Here is a 17,397-nt window from a genome sequence, read left to right as displayed (position 1 = left end):
TTTGTTAGCCATGAGCCTGAGACAACCTTATGTACTTGGTTGGCATTAACACTATGTATGCAAGTGCCAAAAACAATTTAAAACCACGCAATGATGATTCGGCTGTAAGGTGAATCATCCCACCCTCTGAGGGAACGACAGTGAGTTTATTTGAACGGCACCAATCTACACTTAAATAGATTTCTTGCTCATTTGCATCAATTTTAAAATCTTTGGTTTCTCCGTTCCCTATCTTTCCCAAGGTGCTGCCATTGGCAATGACTGTGTAGTCTCTGGTTCTATCCGCAAAGCCGCTGTCACGACTTATCCGAAGTATTGTCATTTCTATATCCTTATAAATGGCTAACGCCGCGTTAAGGGGTGAGCAACGCAGACCACCCAACCTAAACCATTGTGCCGTAATCACTCAAGCTGAATCAAACCCAAAATGCCGAGCGTTGGAAATCCCTCTTGAACGCTTTGTTATGTGAATTTTTTCACGCGCCCAAAAGAGGTAAATTTTTACGCTGTTGATAGGTTAAAGCTAACTCTAAACAGGACTTGATTGCTGTTTCTGGTAACGCTTTCGATAAGGACAGAACTATTGCTCTATTTCCCTGAAACACCAATTCTTCACCATACAATTCTCGAAATGTATCGACTAACTTAGTTTGGCAATTAAAGAACAGGTAATAATTGTTAGGAGATTTCAGCTTCCAGTCTATTCTTAGCGGGCTGCCTGTTTTTACACTATAGCTAGGTTCACCCCACTTTAGAGTTTCATCGACTTCACCCAACTCCAAATCAGATGCGATTTGAAAGACTAGATTTCGTAGCTCCTCTAGCCTAATACGAGCATTTTCCGGATATTTATCGAAGCTTTCTTTGACTACCTTGTTCACTGGAACCTCCTATTCACATGACGCCCAAAGCTAAGTGGCAAAAAATTAGCTTGGCTAAAATTAGGAACGCAGTGACAAAGCCAAGCTTTATTTGTCTCGCTTTAGTTACTTGTTATGTTTTTACTGCAATGACAACAGTAGCGGCGGCTCCGACTAGCGTTGCAATTGCCAGAACTACATTTAACCAAAAAATTCTATTGCCCACTTTATCAGATGACTCTGCATTTTTAGCCAACTGAGTTTCTAGAGACTGAATTGAGGATTGAATGTCTTCTGTGCACCTAACAGTTATTGCAGATTTTTGCTGTTCATGAACCGCACTATTTGGCTGAGCAACTCTGACGAGATCTTCTAAAATCTCATTTTTACTTTTTCCTTCAATGTGGCTCACAAACTTCTCCTAAAAACATAACGCCGCAAACAGCGGCGGAGCAAAGCGACGTCCGGGCCCGAAGGGCCGAACTGCTTTGCTTGGTTATGCGCTGTATGTGTAGACATGCCAAGTACTTTTACTTGTATTAAGAGAGTCGTAAAGTTTTTGAGCCTGATGATTGTCTTGAGCTGTAAGCCATTGCAGTCTGACTGCACCATTTTTCAGGGCAAATTCAAGGCAATGATTGATAAGAAGCTTACCTATCCCTTTTCCTCTATGATTCGGTAATGTGTAAAGGTCGTTCATAATGCCTACCCGAGCTGGGATACTGGAGACATACGTAAAATATACAGTTGCGAAAGCCACGGCCTCTCCAGCTTTATTCCTGAACAGGAAAAGACAGCCATCATTTCCGTGCTCGCTGAACTGTGAAAAGAATGCTCTGTTTTTATCATCATCAATCCCCTGAACTTTATAGAACTCCTGATATTTTCTAATTAGCGGGAGCGCTTCTTCGATGTTCTTACTTGATACTGCTTCTATCACTTGACGATTCCTCTAACCGTATAACGCCGCATTCAGCGGCTTGTCCGCTGCAATGCTTTGTTAACCCCAGGTGAGCTTAAGCTATCGACTGGGGGCGGCACGATATCTTCTTCTCTAGCGACGATCTGAAATCTGCGAACATATTCCGGAATTCGCCGGTCATCTGGCCAGTATCTTTTTGAAACTGATGAGGCGAAGAACCCAGCGTCTATTTCGCCGATTGAATCACAGATATTTCGAATTGAGCTCTTAATTTTTGAGATCTCTTTAAGTAGCTCACCTTCAGAGACCTCTTTTTTAGATTCAAGCCGATCAATTGCTAGAAGTACTCGGCGTATTCTGTCGGGATCACAGTAAATTCTTTTGCTATCTATGATATCTGACTCATTAAGGCCATTTCTAACAATCTCACTAGTAACAATTTCTTTAAGAGATTTGGCATCTTTAATGAGGTAGTCAATCCCTGAACGAAAAGAACCATATTGGCCGATACCTATGTAAATGGCACCAACTATTGCAAGCTTTACTTTAAGACTACCATCTTCGAGCCTTACTAGCACTTCGGTATCTTGACGAAAAATAATATCAGAGTACTTACGTACAATATCTTTTAGATATTGCTCTGTTTTTTCTATTTCGATCTCACTGATGTCTAGATCAATATGAAAGTCCATTCCGGCAATATATGCCACGACATCTCCTTAAGGGTTAACGCCCAAAGCAGCGGCGCGCGTTAGCGCGTCCAGCCCGCAGGGCGATGCTGCCTTTGCTTGTTACCTGTTTACTCGTCATCCGCCAGAATTTGAGATATGCGCTGCTGATATGTACCCGAAAACGCACCAAGCGTTTTCTGCGTGGAGCCGCTATTTTTTACTTCTTCAAGTGCTTGCTCTGCTGTGCTTCCAGCATTTCGGAAGGTTACTGTAGTGGTATGTTCTCTCTGCTGCATTACAATACCGTCAGCAGCAAGAGTGCTAGTTTGACTCTCGTTATCATGAGTAAAGTGGGCACCACTATCAAATGTAGCTTCCTTGATGCCCATTGATTTAAGCATGGCTGTCATTTTTTGGCCTTGCTCTACAGCAGCATCTAAGTTAATTCCGTTTGTCTTAATCTCGTTGAAAGGTACTACTTCATTTTCATTGTCACTCATAACTTACTCCGTTGTTAATGATGAAGGACAGGTAACGCCCACGTAATAGGCGCGAGTTTGCGAGCGTCCTAATTGACGTGTTTGTTAGGCTGTAATTTGACACTAAACTGCTTGTTCGGAAGATGAGGTAAATAGATTCCGAAACCATATTTGTAGTCAGATACCTGTGCCTTTATCATTTCAAAATGATATTCAAATAAAGTAAACTCAAACGGTTCAATGACTGAATCTTTATTCCTAATCTTTACTTCCACAGATGCTCTGTGAAGTCCCTTTTCAAGGTCAAACTTAGAATTAAAGAAATCTACAGCCTGCTTAAATACATCTTCGTCTGCGGGCATGTTGGAGTTAGGGTTGTACTCATCCCACGTTTGCCTTTGTATTTTTTCCTGTATATTTTGAGATATTAACAGCCTAATTGAGTTAAAATTCTCTTCTTCATTTGGTGAGATGTTTTTGTTAAAAAAAACACTTCCAGACCACCTCTGACCAGGCTCTAAAGCCAAAGACGCTACCGGTAGATTCAAAACAGCCCCAGAGGAAGATGGAGTGGACAATGTTTCTGCGGTATATATTTTAGTTGTTGCATTAGGGTCAACTACCGTTAGTTTTACCGATTCAATAGGCAGTGTCGTATTACCGCTGTTTTCTAGTTCCATAGTGACATGATAGCCCGTTAGGCCTATGGCGTTGTTTATACCAATACGATCCCCATATTTTATGATGAGAGAATCATTTGGAAACCAGTCCTTTACGGGAGGAGATTGGGACAAAACAATTGCTATAGCTGACAAAATTGCGCTCCAACCGAAAGTATTTTTATACCATACCATTAATCTATCCTCCTCTGATTGGCCTAACGCCGCGTTAAGGGGTGAGCAACGCAGACCACCCAACCTAAACCATTGTGCCGTAATCACTCAAGCTGAATCAAACCCAAAATGCCGAGCGTTGGGAATCCCTCTTGAACGCTTTGTTATGTGAATTTTTTCACGCGCCCAAAAGAGGTAAATTTTTACGCTGTTGATAGGTTAAAGCTAACTCTAAACAGGACTTGATTGTTGTTTCTGGTAACGCTTTTGATAAGGACAGAACTATTGCTCTGTTTCCCTGAAACAACAGTTCATCACCATACAATTCTCGAAATGTATCGACTAACTTAGTTTGGCAATTAAAGAACAGGTAATAATTGTTAGGAGATTTCAGCTTCCAGTCTATTCTTAGCGGGCTGCCTGTTTTTACACTATAGCTAGGTTCACCCCACTTTAGAGTTTCATCGACTTCACCCAACTCCAAATCAGATGCGATTTGAAAGACTAGATTTCGTAGCTCCTCTAGCCTAATACGAGCATTTTCCGGATATTTATCGAAGCTTTCTTTGACTACCTTGTTCACTGGAACCTCCTATTCACATGACGCCCAAAGCTAAGTGGCAAAAAATTAGCTTGGCTAAAATTAGGAACGCAGTGACAAAGCCAAGCTTTATTTGTCTCGCTTTAGTTACTTGTTATGTTTTTACTGCAATGACAACAGTAGCGGCGGCTCCGACTAGCGTTGCAATTGCCAGAACTACATTTAACCAAAAAATTCTATTGCCCACTTTATCAGATGACTCTGCATTTTTAGCCAACTGAGTTTCTAGAGACTGAATTGAGGATTGAATGTCTTCTGTGCACCTAACAGTTATTGCAGATTTTTGCTGTTCATGAACCGCACTATTTGGCTGAGCAACTCTGACGAGATCTTCTAAAATCTCATTTTTACTTTTTCCTTCAATGTGGCTCACAAACTTCTCCTAAAAACATAACGCCGCAAACAGCGGCGGAGCAAAGCGACGTCCGGGCCCGAAGGGCCGAACTGCTTTGCTTGGTTATGCGCTGTATGTGTAGACATGCCAAGTACTTTTACTTGTATTAAGAGAGTCGTAAAGTTTTTGAGCCTGATGATTGTCTTGAGCTGTAAGCCATTGCAGTCTGACTGCACCATTTTTCAGGGCAAATTCAAGGCAATGATTGATAAGAAGCTTACCTATCCCTTTTCCTCTATGATTCGGTAATGTGTAAAGGTCGTTCATAATGCCTACCCGAGCTGGGATACTGGAGACATACGTAAAATATACAGTTGCGAAAGCCACGGCCTCTCCAGCTTTATTCCTGAACAGGAAAAGACAGCCATCATTTCCGTGCTCGCTGAACTGTGAAAAGAATGCTCTGTTTTTATCATCATCAATCCCCTGAACTTTATAGAACTCCTGATATTTTCTAATTAGCGGGAGCGCTTCTTCGATGTTCTTACTTGATACTGCTTCTATCACTTGACGATTCCTCTAACCGTATAACGCCCGCAACACCGGGCAATTTGGAGCGCAGCGGAAAATTGGTCCGCGTGCTTGCGCTTGTTAAATGATTGGCTACCAAAATACCGGCAACGCATTTGAAGTAACCACATCTTTACCGCTCTTCTTTCCATTACAGGCTTCGCAAAGTATTTGTAGATTGGTTGGATCATTTACACCATTGAGGGCGATAGGGACTATATGATCAATCGCAAGTTTTCCATTCACATGATGTAGTGACGTTAAATCGGCCTTGCATAATGCACACAGGCCTTTCTCTCTACAAAATAGCGCCCGCTCCAGCCATTTGGGCCAATAAGTGCACCTAGGCGTTCTAGATCCAAGAGTATCAGCTACCTTTAGATTGAAAGCCTTCATTGCTTCACGATCAGAAAATAGCAGTGTAAAAACCTCGGGAACAATCATAGAAAGTAGATTATCTAACACGATATCTTCTAGATAATTCAAAGCATATTCGTATTTATATTCTTCCATGTGCTCTTCGGTTACTACTATTGTTTCTCCTGTTTCATCATCACGAAAATGCTCTTCGATATATTGCTCTAGAGTTAGATATCCAACACTGTGTGCCTCAAGCATAGAAAATAATGGATTAACATCTTCGTAATCCCAGCCGCCACCGCGAAAATAGAAGTTCAAATCATCGCGAACAACATAGTCAATATAATCATGTAACAGCGACCACTTTTGAGGCTTTAATATTTGATTATCAAGATCACTTGCTACTTCAATAGGGTCAGCCAAAAAATCATCTTCAAAAATTGCCCTCCTAACTTTGTCAGCATAGGAATATGACTCACTAAAATTAAAAACATGACATTTCTGAAGAATTTGATTCATTCCTGATTCCATTTAACAATTAAGGGTTATACAGCAGCGTAGTTGCGGCTATAACCCACTGTTGAACGGCTGCGTTCTACATAGGGGATTTGCTTTTTTCATGGTGGGACTTCCCTGCTGTATAACTCGCTAAAACCAAAGATCCTCTGGTCTATTCCGCATCAAATCGTCTTTGATCAACCGCTATATTGGTTCTTAATGTACCCTTTTGTAGCGTGATTCAACAAGCAAGGCAAGTGCTTCCCTCAAGCCTTATGACCTGACTTGCTTTTTACCTAATCTCATCTATCGCCAAGCTGAGATTTCTCATTGCCTGCTGAGTTGCTAGTCTTATCGCCGAGAGGAGTCGGCTCGTACGGGAGAACTGAAGCGGATTAGTTGCATCCTAGAAAGATTGCCTAGTTTGCAGGCTGATCCCTCGGGGACCGAGGTCCTACAGCTTTGTTACTTCGATTTATCGTAGCTCTGCGGGTTTGGTCGAGGGTGCAACCCGCTCCGATAAAAGCCAGCGGTCATACAGCTTTGGGATTTCGATTTATCGTAGCGCTGCGAGTTTGGTCGCTGGTACAACCCGCTCCTACAAAAACCAGAGGTCGTACTGCTTTGGGGCTTCGATTTATCGTAGCTATGCGAGTTTGGTCGCGGGTGCAACCCGCTCCTACGGGGCGGTTGTGTGGTAGTATGCGGGGCTTGTTTTGGGAGGTAGTTGGTTATGATTGAGAAGCAGGGTTTGCTGGATATTGCGCGGCAGAAGATGCCGTTTGGTAAGTATGAGGGTCGGTTGATTGTGGATTTGCCGGAGGAGTATTTGCTGTGGTTTAACCATAAAGGCTGGCCGGAGGGTAAGTTAGGTCGTTGGTTGCAGTTGGCGTTGGAGGTTAAGGTGAATGGTTTGGAGAAGATTGTTGAGCCGTTGAAGCTGCCAGAAACAGCGAAGCCGAAGCAGCCTAAAGTTCAAATTCGCTTTGATGAGATGGACTGATTAGCGCTGATTTGCGACAAGTGCTTTTCAGTTATTGCTTGCTCATTTAGTGCAGCTTTCGTAAAGTTGCGCCACTTTTAATAAACTCGATCCATATTGACTGTGAAACGCCGCTCTCATTTCTTTTTGATTTTATGCTGGCTAGCGTACTTTGCCGTACCGCTAGTGAATGGCATTGGTCAAACGGGCGCGCAGCGGATCGAGATCTGTACCACGCTGGGTGTAGAAAGTTATTACGTCTACAGTGGTGACTCTTCAGATAACGACAAAGCGAGCCAACACAGCAGTTCGCATTCTTGTCCTTGTACCCATTTCTTTATGGACATCGCCGTCACGGCGATGGCATTCCATGCTCCGACTAAGGCGTTCGATCATTCCATTGCGCCGACTTCCGCTTTGCTAACGGCTACCCCACGTACCGTTCAAGCTCGCGCCCCACCCTTTAATCCTGCGTTGAGTAAAGATCAAAAACTAGCATGATGCCCTGACGACTGTTGGGGCATCTTATTTTTATGCCCGATTAGTTGCAGGATTTCTAATGTTTGGCACGAAGGACTTTTACCGTTCCGTTTGGCGCTGGCACTTTTTTGCTGGCTTGTATGTTGTTCCATTTTTAATGATGTTGGCCATCACTGGCCTGGTGATGATTTTTGACCCGATCATCGAGCGAGTGTTGCACGATGATTTGTACAAAGTCTCGCAAGTCACTGACTCCCCTATTCCCTATGAAGAGCGTTATCAGTTGGTCGCTGACCAATACCCAGATAGCACCATTAAGCGATTGTATGTCTCCGATGATGCAACCGATGCGACACGCTTTCAGGTAGCAGTCGGTGATGATACTCGCTCCGTGTTTGTTGACCAATACGCAGGACAAATCAGCGGCGATATCAGCATTACTGACTCTTGGTATGTTTGGGCGGATGATGCCCATGGCACCTTTATGATCGGCCTTACCGGTGATTGGTTAATTGAAATCGCCGTAAGCTTCACGATCCTACTTATTTTGACTGGTGTATATATGTGGTGGCCTCAATCTGGCCAATCTCTATGGAAAGCCGCCACGCGTATTAATGGTAAAGGCCGTAGTTTATGGCGCGATCTGCACAGTGTTGTGGGGATTTGGGTCGCGGTTATTTTGCTGTTTTTCTGCATCTCTGGACTGGCTTGGGCCAGTGTCTGGGGCGGTAAGATGGTACAAGCTTGGAGCACTTTCCCTGTTGAGCAAAGCGCTAAGAATGTCTCGTCAACGTTGACTCACGAAGACCTGAACGTAAAAGGTTTAAAACAGGTACCTTGGAATCTTGAGCAAGCCCCTTTACCGGAGTCAGGTGCGCCAGTCTTTGGCCAAGATACGATTACGCTGGACCGAGTGGTTGCGGATGCTAAAGCAATGGGCTTTACTCGTTTCCAAGTGCATTTTCCGAAAGGCGAGACAGGGGTTTTCACCGCAACAGCAAGCACTATGGGACGTGATATCAATAATGCTTTAGACGACCGTACCGTACATTATGATCGCTATTCTGGTTCTGTGATCGCTGATGTTGGCTTTATGGATTACAACTGGTTTGCCAAGTCGATGGCGTTCGGCATTGCCTTGCATATGGGACAGTTTGGTGTCTGGAACTTGGTCGCTTGTACGCTATTTTGTTTGGCTGTGATGCTGCTGTGTGTGTCTGGCGTTGTGATGTGGTGGAAACGCCGTCCTGCGAAAGCGCTGGCAGCACCGCCATTACCGAAAGACCTAAAGCGCTGGAAGCATGCCGTATGGATGCTATTACCCATCTCACTGCTCTTCCCTATGGCAACTATCGGCATGGTGGCGATTTTAGCACTGGATTGGATCGCGTCCTTCTCTGCTCCAACGCTACGAAAAGCTTGGACATAAAACGGACGTCTGTCATTTAAGACAGTGCGAAACCCATAAAAAAGGCTGGGGTGTGGCTTGCGTACCATCCCAGCCTGCTTCATCGTCCTTGATGAATCTTCCAAATACTATAAACCGCCTTTGGTTAACTTCGCAGGATCCAGCAAGGTTTCCAGCTCTTCACGCGTTAAGTCGGTTTCTTCTGCCGCCACATCAATCACTGGGCGTTTTTCCTTGTACGCTTTTTTCGCAATCTCTGCGGCTTTTAGATAACCAATAATCGGGTTCAATGCAGTCACTAGTATTGGGTTTTTCGCCAATGCTTCGTTCAGCTTGTCTTCATTAACCGTTAACGTGGCAATGGCTTTGTCCGCCAATAGATGACCACTGTTGCTCAGTAGTTGAATGCTGTTCAGCAAGTTACTAGCGATCACAGGAAGCATGACGTTTAGCTCGAAGTTTCCGGATTGGCCACCAATGGTAATGGCTGCATCGTTGCCAATCACTTGTGCCGCAACCATCGCTGTAGCTTCTGGAATCACGGGGTTAACTTTACCTGGCATGATCGAAGAGCCCGGTTGTAGAGCCTCTAGAGTAATTTCCCCTAGCCCCGCCAATGGTCCTGAGTTCATCCAACGTAGGTCGTTAGCGATCTTCATGTAGGTCACTGCCGTTGCTTTAAGGATGCCAGACAAGGCGACGGCGGTGTCTTGGGAACCGATCAGCGCAAAGAAGTCGTCACCTGGCGCAAAGGTAACGTTAGTCAAAGCCGATAGTTCTTGGCAGATCTTGCCTGAAAATTCAGGGTGAGCATTGATACCGGTTCCTACCGCTGTGCCACCTTGAGCAAGTTTGGTCACTTTAGGCAGGATAGCTTTCAAGTTATCGATATTGTCTTGCAGTTGCGCCGCCCAACCATTGAAGGTTTGATCCAAACGCACGGGCATGGCATCCATCAAGTGGGTGCGTCCCGTTTTAGTATAGCCCTGTAGTGACTGCCCTTTCTCGCGCACGGTTTGCGTCAGGTGTTCAAGCGCAGGGATCAATCGCTTTGTCACCTCAATGGCCGCGCTGACATGGATTGCGCTTGGGATAATATCGTTACTACTTTGGCCAAAGTTGACATGGTCGTTCGCGCCAACCTTGTCATTCAATTTTGCCGTCGCTAATGTGGCAATCACCTCATTGGCATTCATATTTGAGCTGGTGCCTGAGCCTGTCTGAAATACATCGACAGGAAAATGCGTCATCAAATCCGATGACTCAAGTAACTCTGAACAAGCGCCATCAATGGCTGTTGCCATATCAGAACTAATACAATCCAATGATTGATTGGCTCTCGCCGCGGCTTGTTTCAATTGAATCAAGGCACGAATAAAAGACTCAGGCAGAGGCTGGCCACTGATAGGGAAATTGTTGATCGCACGCTGTGTCTGCGCACCGTATAAAGCGTCTTCTGGTACCTCTAGTTGGCCCATGCTATCCGCTTCAATTCGAGTTTTCATTGCTTCACTCCAAACGGCATCCCCGCCATGAAATAATGGCTCAATGCTCGCAATTCATGTTCTAACCGAAAGTATTCAACGGCGTCTTGGTCGGTAATCACAAAACGCTTCAACTGCAACAAAGGGCGATTGATCGCATTTAAACAAAGCTCACGCCAGTGCATTGGTACTGCCGCATCGCACACTGTCTCAAGCAGGACTTGATAGACGCGTTTGTATAGATTGTAAGATTCAGAGATGCCCAGCTGCTCAGCATAAGCCTCACTGGTGTCTAAATAATGATACAAAACATTTGGTGAATCTGACGCCACACCACGTTTTATAGTCTGCTCAATTACCGAAAACGGAACAATGTGATTCGTCATAGCTCAAGCCCCTTGATGCAAATGATAACAGTTATCAATTAAACACCACATACCAGCATTGTCAAGTAATGATTCTCATTTAATTTAAAGTCTTGATCATCGGCAATACTGAAACACTGTACAGGCACACGATAGCGAAGCGGATAAAGCTTTAGTAAAGATGAAGTAGCTTTTGTTGGGAATAAAAGAACAGAATAAATCTGGGGGAAACAAAGAGAAATAAGAAGGCGGAAAGAGACAGCTGCCGTCTAGCAACGGCAGCTGGAAAAATCTTAGTGGTGATGACCACCAACACCGTGGGCATGGCCGTGTGCGATTTCTTCTTCTGTTGCGTCACGCGTCTCAAGAATTTGTACTGAGAAGGTTAACTCTTTACCAGCAAGAGGATGGTTTAAGTCCACTGTAGCATGCTTCAAGCCTGCTTTTACGATCGTTACTTGGCGTAGGCCTTGATCGGTGCGAACCGTTGCCACCATGCCTGGCTTCCACTTTTTAGCGCCTTGCAAATGTTTTACTGGGATCTGCTGAGTTTTGTCGTCTTGTCGCTCACCATAGCCTTCTGAACAAGGTACCGTTACATCAAACTCATCACCCGCCGCTTTGCCAACCATCGCCTTTTCCAAACCTGGGATAATGTTGCCATGGCCGTGTAAGTAAGCCAAAGGCTCACTTCCTGCAGACGTTTCGATTAACGTGTCGCCTTCACGTAAAGTGTAGTGAAACTGCACAACTGTGTTGTCTGAAATAGACATAGGTTTTCCTCATTAATAAAGCTGCCGCTCAGTTGAATAATTAGCGGCAAGATAGATTTAAAAAATCATGAATTCAATGGTATCGTCGGTGATCACGATGTTTTTCACCATCTTAGCAGCCGCTTTTTCCACCGCTGAGTGGTTCAGAACATAGACCGGATGCGTATCGAAATAACGTGCCAAGGCACTTTCGAACTCATCATGCAGTGATCCCAGTGTATTACGTAACATTTGATCGCTGATACTGGAGCCCTGAACGGTTACCTGAGTCAATTTCGCACCAACTAAATAAATACGATCTTCTTCAATACGTAGCCCAGATTCAAACGATGGATCAAGCTCGGCTTTCATGGTCATCTCCTGACCAAAGACATTCAGCACGCCACGTATATCGGTTTTCATGTCCACCATCACTAACCCGCCATCCCGCTCAGTCAGGTCGATATCGGCTTGCTTAATCAGCAGATCCAGATTGAGCGTCGACTCTTCTAGGGTCAATTTAATGACATCAGGTTGAGTAGTCTTTAATCTTTGTGCAACTTCCTGATTTAACTCTTGCTCTGTCACACTCATGTCAGCACAACCGGTCAACAATACCGTCGATGCAATCGTCACCCAACCTAATAACTTACGCTTTAACATTTTCTGCGCCTCCTAATGCTGACGCTTTTTCTCATACCAAATTCGCATAAAGTCTTCCGTAACCTTTTGCTCGATCTCTGCCGCTTCATCGGTCGGACAAAAGAGCGATACAGTAAAAACATTGTAGCCTTCTACCGTGGTCTTCACTCTAACAGAGGGTTCTGGGCCTGCGATTTTGATATCGAGTCGTTTCTCTATCAAACTGTTATAACGAATGGCAACTTCGTGAAAGTGCTCACTATACTCACGTATTTTAGCAAGAATGGGCTCCTTGATTTCAAACAGGTTTACGTCATCTGTCAGTCTAGAAATCGAAAAACTGTGTTCAACATAACGACGCATGTAGTTTAAGTTCTGCACGGAGTTAGTCAGTAACACACTGTTCGGTACCACGGTGGTTCGCCCTGTATAGGCATAACTACCACCTTTGAAGTCAACTTCAAACAGGGTTGTTGACAACCAATCACTGTCCGTTACCTCACCCTCAAAATGCCCGATCTTCACCCAATCTCCAACCTGATAAGGACGGGTACTGGCTTTATAAAAGGCCCCCACAATACATGAGATAAACTCTTTCGTAGCGATGACCAACGCCACCATAAATGCGGCAATGGAGATCGCAATATTTTGCAATTCCGTAGACCAGATCAATATCAAACCGACAAATGATATCAGGTTAAAAACATTGTCAGCCGCATTTAGACGACGCCGCTTACGGTCTACATCTTGCTTATCATTTGCTCTTATAGCACGCTTTACAAAATGGCGAATAACAAAAATACTCAGCAACCATAGCAAGGTTGCTAGAAACTCAAAATTTTCTGTAATAAATGCCGTATCGACATCTGGCCATTCAAAATCAGACATAACTTTTTTACCTTATTTTAGTGGCGCAACTTTACCAATCTAGGTGTCGTTAGCCAAATAAAAAGCTGGACAAGATTAAAATAAATACTGTATTTTTATACAGTATTTTAAATGAGGTGCGATTTATGCCTGTCGTAATTAAGTATGTTGTTGAACGAAACGGTGTTGAAAAGATGACCTTCTCCTCTAAAGCAGAAGCAGACCATTATGACAAACTGCTGGAGACGGCTGAAAACCTAGAGGATCTGCTGCAAGAAAGCGGTACCTTATCCGACGCTAATGACATTAGTCAGCTCGCCATGTTCTTAGCGGAAAACAAGGAAGACGTATTAGAAGCATTAGGGAACAAACGCAAAAAAGCGGCTAGGAAACCCGCATCAAAAGCTACGCCTCCGTCTAAAAACGAGTCGCAAGCATCCAGTGAAGTAGAAGCGACATCAGTGGAAGAATTGGTCATAGAGCCAGATGAAAACTCTTACATCGATGACACTGAAGAATATCGCGCCAACGATGATGTCGATTACAACAAGGACGATATCTACAACGAAAGTGATGCCGCTTAATGGCATCGCTTTCGCTACAGCTCGTTATGCTTTAAACAGGGATGCTCCAGAGCCAGCCTAGCCAAGCTAAAGCAAAAACCATAGATACGATTACACCGATCCGTGGCGTTTTAACTGTCAACGCAGCACTTGGGTCATGGGTGGCCTTCTTACCATGCAGCATCGCAGCAACAAGACGCTCTTTAAAGCGAAGCTCGTGATACAGCACAGCGAAGATATGAGTCGCCACTAGGATCAGTAAAATATCAGGAAGGCTATGATGCATCGCACCAAGTTGCTCAGTCCAATCATCGGAGATAGCGCCATAAAAAGGCCCAAATAGGAAAATTTCATCACTGATAAACAGGCCGCTTCCCCATTGCAGTGACAGAGCTAACAACAAAGCGACGACCATCAGTCCCCCCACGGGGTTGTGTCCCAAATAATGTTTAGCATTACCAACCAATAATGCCTTTGCATAGCGTAAGACTGTTTGTGGCTGATACAAAAACTGTTTAAAGCGCGCATATTCAGACCCCAACACGCCATACAGCACTCGTGCGATGATCACCGCTGACAATCCATAGCCCATATAGAAATGCCAGTCCATGTAGTCCCCATCGCCTTTACCTGTGACGATTAACCCTGTAAATAATAAAACCATCAACCAGTGGAGTAGCCTGACTGGCCAATCCCAAATCATGATGTTTGCCATTTCCTTCTCCTTTTATGACGCGCCATCTTTGATGTAAACCACAATATGTCACTATACTGACCATAAGGTTCGCCTTTTTATCCGTGACAGTGATGTTAAAAAAGCTTTCACTTCTGTCCGTCGTTATGACAGTAAGGAGCATAAACCATGATCATCGGGCTAATGATTTGTCTTGCCCTGCTAATCGCCATTGTGGGGTACCTACTGTTTACGCAGAAATACGTATACGTACAGCACTCTCTTTTGCTTTCTAATTCTCCCGAAGCCCTTATTGATAAGGTTAAAGAAATTGAGTTCTGGTCCAGTTGGCTACCTTGGAGTCTTTACGATGATGAAACGGCTGTCCAAGTCTCACCGGCTCAAGACAATGAGACTATCGGAGCCAGTATTCGCCTTAAAGGGCCTCATTTAAAAACCATATCATGCCATGTTACTGCTTTAGACCTGAAGGATGGCCTGTCTTTTTCAATCGTCAGCGATTATTTTTATCCAGCTCCGATTCAGGTCAAGATAACTTGGACTTCAACGGAAAAAGAGCAAGGCATGATGCAACTTCATGCCAGTAGCCAATTGAACATGTGGCAGCGTATTGTCCACGGCCGTTTTCAAAAATCACTTCATGCTGATATGCGTTTGTTGCTACTGAGGCTTAAAGCCCAACTGGTTCCAGAGAACGATGCTAACGTACAGCTAACACACAACGGATGTCATAAATTACCGAATGTTGATGCCGTGACTCGCCCTTTTATCGTTAGTGATCACCCTATGTCGGTACAAATGGAACAAGGTTTTAGGGATCTGATCATTAGCCTCGGACCTGAAAATCGTCCCGCAGGTCCTAGTTTTGCCCTTTATGAGGACGCAGACATCCGCCAACACTATTTCACAGGAAAACTTGGCATTCCGATTCAATGCTTGAGTGCCTGCGAAGCTCAGCCTGAGCGACTCACTTTTGTCGGCAAATACATGAGCTTAAAATACCAAGGTAGCTATCAACACCTCTGGTTGGCTTGGCATACATTGCATACCTATTGCCGTATTCATGGTCTGCGCCCAGCTAACCGACGCACTAGCCTTGAGGTTTACGAAGTTTCTCCGAGAGAAACGGCGAATGCTTTGCAATTTGTTACGGTTTTATACCTACCAATCCTGTAAATTAAGTTTTAAGCATCAACGTTAGGGAAGTGGATCATGATCAAACCAAACTTAAACCTACAAACCATTCCACAAAACCTTAATGCTTTTAAATAAATCGGTGTAAAGTTATCCATTGGCGACCTTGGTACAGGAATGAGCTCTCTGGCGTATATTAGTCGTTCAAACGTTGATACCATCAAAATAGATCGCGCTTTTGTGCGCGATATGGATAAGAACGGCTGTCATTATGGGCAGGAATACTAATACTCGCCGCCAATACCAGAAGATAAGTTTTCGGCAATGTTGAAATTTACCCGATCACTTCCTGCCGTCTAAACTAATAACGATGCTCAAAAAGCCAAACCTTTTGACTGAGTGGAGAGACCATGGAAAACGCTTTATACGCACGTCATTTAGAAACTCTACTACGCCGCTATCGAGTGGCCCTCGACGAATTTAAACTTGATGCAATCATCATCGCAGCAGGAACGCTTAGCTATTACTTTAAAGACGATAATAGCCACCCTTTTAAAGCGTTCTCTTTTGCTCAGCAGTGGCTCCCTTTTGATTTACCAGCAGGTAGCTACGTCGTCATCAGACGAGACAAACCGGAACTGATCTGGCCAGCCAAACAAGACTTCTGGCATATGCTCAATGCTATTCCTGAAGGTGAATGGCAACATCATTGGCAAATTACCCCAGCTGACAGCAATGCTTGGACCAGCAGCCTGCCTAATAAAGTGGCATACCTCGGCCCCACCACGTTACCCGAATACACTCAAGATGAATCGCTCTACACTTGGTTAGCATTCGATAGAGCGATTAAAACGCCCTACGAAATTGCCTGCCTCGAAGAAGCCACGCGTATTGCCACACTTGGACATTATGCGGCACAACAAGCATTTAGCCAGGGAGCCAGTGAATTTGAAGTGCATTTAGCCTACTTGGCTGCTACACAACAAGACGCATCAGAAACGCCCTACCCTAATATTGTTGGAATTAATGAACACGCGGCAGTGCTGCATTACGAACAAAAGTCGCGCCAGCGACCATTTCGCCCATTAACATTATTAGTCGATGCAGGTGCCAGTCATCATGGTTATGCCAGTGATATCACTCGAACCACAACATTATTAAATGATGACTTCGCAGCCTTGGTCGAAGGCATGGATACGCTGGAGCAACACATTGTTAGTCAGGCGGTGTCTGGGACGTCATTTGTCGAGCTGCATTACCAAACACTAGCAGGGGTCGCTCGTCTTCTTAATCATCATGGTATTTGCCGCCTAAGCGTGGAAGAGCAGTTGACTAAACATATCCCGCAGTACTTTTTCCCTCACGGATTAGGGCACTTTTTGGGATTACAGGTGCACGATGTGGGCGGTAAGCAACACTCAGCAAAAGGCGATATTGTCGACTCCCCTAAGGAAAGCCCTTTCCTTCGACTAACACGCCCATTGCAAGAAAATATGGTCATTACCATCGAGCCGGGGCTGTATTTTATTCCCATGCTGTTGGACAAAATGCGTGCCGAACAACCTCAGCACGGATGTGATATGGAGAAAATTGAGTCTCTACTTCCCTATGGTGGTATTCGTATAGAAGACAATATTATCATCCAAACAAAGACCCCCAGAAACCTAACCCGTGAAGCATTTTCGCAAATCAATTAATACCATTTTCGATATATGACACTTCATCGATAGATATATAAGCCCTTAAAATCGCATTTTCATGATTAAAAAGGGCTTATTTCTATATTTTTTATAGCTTTCCTAAAAAAAACATATCAAAAGTCGTATATTTTACTTTTCAATACTGTCAAACAGCGCTGTAATACACACCATCAAAATAACTGGGTTATGGAGAAATCA

The 17,397-nt window shown here is 44.3% G+C and carries 24 protein-coding genes; 7 read left to right on the top strand and 17 right to left on the bottom strand.

Annotated features, from left to right (window positions below; all coding sequences use genetic code 11):
• Nucleotides 1–4 precede the first annotated feature (4 nt).
• The 11 genes from ACXAC1_RS12600 to ACXAC1_RS12550 all read right to left on the bottom strand — a co-directional run bounded on the left by ACXAC1_RS12600 (nucleotide 5) and on the right by ACXAC1_RS12550 (nucleotide 6,149).
• Entirely contained in the window at nucleotides 5–322 is a 318-nt protein-coding gene (locus ACXAC1_RS12600; protein ID WP_475061827.1) for a hypothetical protein, read from the bottom strand.
• Between the two features lie 154 nt (nucleotides 323–476).
• On the bottom strand, nucleotides 477–881 hold the full coding sequence (locus ACXAC1_RS12595) for a DUF1801 domain-containing protein (RefSeq protein WP_475061825.1): 405 nt from the start codon (nucleotides 879–881) through the stop codon (nucleotides 477–479).
• A gap of 112 nt (nucleotides 882–993) precedes the next feature.
• Nucleotides 994–1,272: a hypothetical protein gene (locus ACXAC1_RS12590; RefSeq protein WP_475061817.1), complete on the bottom strand. Its 279-nt coding sequence runs from the start codon at nucleotides 1,270–1,272 to the stop codon at nucleotides 994–996.
• Between the two features lie 84 nt (nucleotides 1,273–1,356).
• A complete protein-coding gene (locus ACXAC1_RS12585; RefSeq protein ID WP_475061815.1) occupies nucleotides 1,357–1,800 on the bottom strand; it encodes a GNAT family N-acetyltransferase in 444 nt (147 codons plus the stop codon).
• 32 nt (nucleotides 1,801–1,832) lie between these two features.
• Nucleotides 1,833–2,492 (bottom strand): hypothetical protein, encoded by a 660-nt coding sequence (locus tag ACXAC1_RS12580; RefSeq protein WP_475061823.1) that lies wholly within the window; start codon nucleotides 2,490–2,492, stop codon nucleotides 1,833–1,835.
• A gap of 89 nt (nucleotides 2,493–2,581) precedes the next feature.
• Entirely contained in the window at nucleotides 2,582–2,953 is a 372-nt protein-coding gene (locus tag ACXAC1_RS12575; RefSeq protein WP_475061822.1) for a hypothetical protein, read from the bottom strand.
• A gap of 68 nt (nucleotides 2,954–3,021) precedes the next feature.
• Nucleotides 3,022–3,786 carry a hypothetical protein gene (locus ACXAC1_RS12570; RefSeq protein WP_475061820.1) on the bottom strand — a complete coding sequence of 255 codons (765 nt, stop codon included), beginning with the start codon at nucleotides 3,784–3,786 and terminating at the stop codon, nucleotides 3,022–3,024.
• Nucleotides 3,787–3,943: 157 nt separating this feature from the next.
• Complete coding sequence (locus ACXAC1_RS12565; protein WP_475061818.1) at nucleotides 3,944–4,348, bottom strand: DUF1801 domain-containing protein; 405 nt, start codon at nucleotides 4,346–4,348, stop codon at nucleotides 3,944–3,946.
• Between the two features lie 112 nt (nucleotides 4,349–4,460).
• Nucleotides 4,461–4,739 carry a hypothetical protein gene (locus tag ACXAC1_RS12560; RefSeq protein WP_475061817.1) on the bottom strand — a complete coding sequence of 93 codons (279 nt, stop codon included), beginning with the start codon at nucleotides 4,737–4,739 and terminating at the stop codon, nucleotides 4,461–4,463.
• Nucleotides 4,740–4,823: 84 nt separating this feature from the next.
• Nucleotides 4,824–5,267 carry a GNAT family N-acetyltransferase gene (locus ACXAC1_RS12555; protein ID WP_475061815.1) on the bottom strand — a complete coding sequence of 148 codons (444 nt, stop codon included), beginning with the start codon at nucleotides 5,265–5,267 and terminating at the stop codon, nucleotides 4,824–4,826.
• Nucleotides 5,268–5,363: 96 nt separating this feature from the next.
• The gene (locus ACXAC1_RS12550) at nucleotides 5,364–6,149 is read right to left on the bottom strand and encodes an HNH endonuclease (RefSeq protein WP_475061813.1); all 786 of its coding nucleotides are present in this window, start codon (nucleotides 6,147–6,149) and stop codon (nucleotides 5,364–5,366) included.
• 712 nt (nucleotides 6,150–6,861) lie between these two features.
• Between ACXAC1_RS12550 and ACXAC1_RS12545 the strand changes: the two genes are divergently transcribed.
• The 3 genes from ACXAC1_RS12545 (at nucleotide 6,862) to ACXAC1_RS12535 (ending at nucleotide 9,019) form a co-directional block, all read left to right on the top strand.
• On the top strand, nucleotides 6,862–7,131 hold the full coding sequence (locus ACXAC1_RS12545; protein WP_475061811.1) for a DUF3820 family protein: 270 nt from the start codon (nucleotides 6,862–6,864) through the stop codon (nucleotides 7,129–7,131).
• Nucleotides 7,132–7,233: 102 nt separating this feature from the next.
• Nucleotides 7,234–7,611: a DUF2946 family protein gene (locus tag ACXAC1_RS12540; protein ID WP_475061809.1), complete on the top strand. Its 378-nt coding sequence runs from the start codon at nucleotides 7,234–7,236 to the stop codon at nucleotides 7,609–7,611.
• Between the two features lie 58 nt (nucleotides 7,612–7,669).
• Nucleotides 7,670–9,019 (top strand): PepSY-associated TM helix domain-containing protein, encoded by a 1,350-nt coding sequence (locus tag ACXAC1_RS12535; RefSeq protein WP_475061807.1) that lies wholly within the window; start codon nucleotides 7,670–7,672, stop codon nucleotides 9,017–9,019.
• A 107-nt stretch (nucleotides 9,020–9,126) separates the two neighbouring features.
• On the opposite strand, the gene ACXAC1_RS12530 is transcribed toward ACXAC1_RS12535, so the two are convergent.
• The 5 genes from ACXAC1_RS12530 to ACXAC1_RS12510 all read right to left on the bottom strand — a co-directional run bounded on the left by ACXAC1_RS12530 (nucleotide 9,127) and on the right by ACXAC1_RS12510 (nucleotide 13,129).
• A complete protein-coding gene (locus ACXAC1_RS12530) occupies nucleotides 9,127–10,503 on the bottom strand; it encodes a class II fumarate hydratase (RefSeq protein WP_475061805.1) in 1,377 nt (458 codons plus the stop codon).
• Complete coding sequence (locus tag ACXAC1_RS12525; protein WP_133563156.1) at nucleotides 10,500–10,868, bottom strand: hypothetical protein; 369 nt, start codon at nucleotides 10,866–10,868, stop codon at nucleotides 10,500–10,502. The genes ACXAC1_RS12530 and ACXAC1_RS12525 overlap by 4 nt, the downstream gene beginning before the upstream one ends.
• 272 nt (nucleotides 10,869–11,140) lie before the next feature.
• Entirely contained in the window at nucleotides 11,141–11,620 is a 480-nt protein-coding gene (locus ACXAC1_RS12520; RefSeq protein WP_133563159.1) for an FKBP-type peptidyl-prolyl cis-trans isomerase, read from the bottom strand.
• A 57-nt stretch (nucleotides 11,621–11,677) separates the two neighbouring features.
• Nucleotides 11,678–12,262, bottom strand: a complete 585-nt coding sequence (locus tag ACXAC1_RS12515; protein WP_133563161.1) for a DUF1439 domain-containing protein — start codon at nucleotides 12,260–12,262, stop codon at nucleotides 11,678–11,680.
• A 12-nt stretch (nucleotides 12,263–12,274) separates the two neighbouring features.
• The gene (locus ACXAC1_RS12510; RefSeq protein ID WP_475061803.1) at nucleotides 12,275–13,129 is read right to left on the bottom strand and encodes a mechanosensitive ion channel family protein; all 855 of its coding nucleotides are present in this window, start codon (nucleotides 13,127–13,129) and stop codon (nucleotides 12,275–12,277) included.
• Between the two features lie 125 nt (nucleotides 13,130–13,254).
• On the opposite strand from ACXAC1_RS12510, the gene ACXAC1_RS12505 reads away from it, so the two are divergent.
• Entirely contained in the window at nucleotides 13,255–13,692 is a 438-nt protein-coding gene (locus ACXAC1_RS12505) for a YebG family protein (protein WP_475061801.1), read from the top strand.
• Nucleotides 13,693–13,723: 31 nt separating this feature from the next.
• Here the strand turns inward: ACXAC1_RS12505 and ACXAC1_RS12500 are convergent, their stop codons facing one another.
• Entirely contained in the window at nucleotides 13,724–14,386 is a 663-nt protein-coding gene (locus ACXAC1_RS12500; protein ID WP_475061799.1) for a cytochrome b/b6 domain-containing protein, read from the bottom strand.
• A 147-nt stretch (nucleotides 14,387–14,533) separates the two neighbouring features.
• Between ACXAC1_RS12500 and ACXAC1_RS12495 the strand changes: the two genes are divergently transcribed.
• The 3 genes from ACXAC1_RS12495 (at nucleotide 14,534) to pepQ (ending at nucleotide 17,196) form a co-directional block, all read left to right on the top strand.
• Entirely contained in the window at nucleotides 14,534–15,541 is a 1,008-nt protein-coding gene (locus ACXAC1_RS12495) for a GyrI-like domain-containing protein (RefSeq protein WP_475061797.1), read from the top strand.
• Nucleotides 15,542–15,637: 96 nt separating this feature from the next.
• Complete coding sequence (locus ACXAC1_RS12490) at nucleotides 15,638–15,787, top strand: EAL domain-containing protein (RefSeq protein ID WP_475063824.1); 150 nt, start codon at nucleotides 15,638–15,640, stop codon at nucleotides 15,785–15,787.
• A gap of 122 nt (nucleotides 15,788–15,909) precedes the next feature.
• The gene (gene pepQ / locus ACXAC1_RS12485; RefSeq protein WP_475061796.1) at nucleotides 15,910–17,196 is read left to right on the top strand and encodes a Xaa-Pro dipeptidase; all 1,287 of its coding nucleotides are present in this window, start codon (nucleotides 15,910–15,912) and stop codon (nucleotides 17,194–17,196) included.
• Nucleotides 17,197–17,397 lie beyond the last annotated feature (201 nt).

The organism is Marinomonas sp. AWM4_232 (genome assembly GCF_056158325.1).
The sequence above is the reverse complement of the archived record's forward strand: the minus strand, read 5'-3'. Positions and strand labels throughout refer to the sequence as shown.

What these genes read in the sequence shown, in the direction of transcription:
- ACXAC1_RS12545 (WP_475061811.1), top strand. Translation starts at nt 6,862, where the DNA reads ATGATTGAGAAGCAGGGTTTGCTGGATATTGCGCGGCAGAAGATGCCG.
- ACXAC1_RS12515 (WP_133563161.1), bottom strand. Translation starts at nt 12,262, where the DNA reads ATGTTAAAGCGTAAGTTATTAGGTTGGGTGACGATTGCATCGACGGTA.
- ACXAC1_RS12600 (WP_475061827.1), bottom strand. Translation starts at nt 322, where the DNA reads ATGACAATACTTCGGATAAGTCGTGACAGCGGCTTTGCGGATAGAACC.
- ACXAC1_RS12510 (WP_475061803.1), bottom strand. Translation starts at nt 13,129, where the DNA reads ATGTCTGATTTTGAATGGCCAGATGTCGATACGGCATTTATTACAGAA.
- pepQ (WP_475061796.1), top strand. Translation starts at nt 15,910, where the DNA reads ATGGAAAACGCTTTATACGCACGTCATTTAGAAACTCTACTACGCCGC.
- ACXAC1_RS12535 (WP_475061807.1), top strand. Translation starts at nt 7,670, where the DNA reads ATGTTTGGCACGAAGGACTTTTACCGTTCCGTTTGGCGCTGGCACTTT.
- ACXAC1_RS12495 (WP_475061797.1), top strand. Translation starts at nt 14,534, where the DNA reads ATGATCATCGGGCTAATGATTTGTCTTGCCCTGCTAATCGCCATTGTG.
- ACXAC1_RS12570 (WP_475061820.1), bottom strand. Translation starts at nt 3,786, where the DNA reads ATGGTATGGTATAAAAATACTTTCGGTTGGAGCGCAATTTTGTCAGCT.
- ACXAC1_RS12505 (WP_475061801.1), top strand. Translation starts at nt 13,255, where the DNA reads ATGCCTGTCGTAATTAAGTATGTTGTTGAACGAAACGGTGTTGAAAAG.
- ACXAC1_RS12530 (WP_475061805.1), bottom strand. Translation starts at nt 10,503, where the DNA reads ATGAAAACTCGAATTGAAGCGGATAGCATGGGCCAACTAGAGGTACCA.
- ACXAC1_RS12500 (WP_475061799.1), bottom strand. Translation starts at nt 14,386, where the DNA reads ATGGCAAACATCATGATTTGGGATTGGCCAGTCAGGCTACTCCACTGG.
- ACXAC1_RS12575 (WP_475061822.1), bottom strand. Translation starts at nt 2,953, where the DNA reads ATGAGTGACAATGAAAATGAAGTAGTACCTTTCAACGAGATTAAGACA.
- ACXAC1_RS12525 (WP_133563156.1), bottom strand. Translation starts at nt 10,868, where the DNA reads ATGACGAATCACATTGTTCCGTTTTCGGTAATTGAGCAGACTATAAAA.
- ACXAC1_RS12550 (WP_475061813.1), bottom strand. Translation starts at nt 6,149, where the DNA reads ATGAATCAAATTCTTCAGAAATGTCATGTTTTTAATTTTAGTGAGTCA.
- ACXAC1_RS12520 (WP_133563159.1), bottom strand. Translation starts at nt 11,620, where the DNA reads ATGTCTATTTCAGACAACACAGTTGTGCAGTTTCACTACACTTTACGT.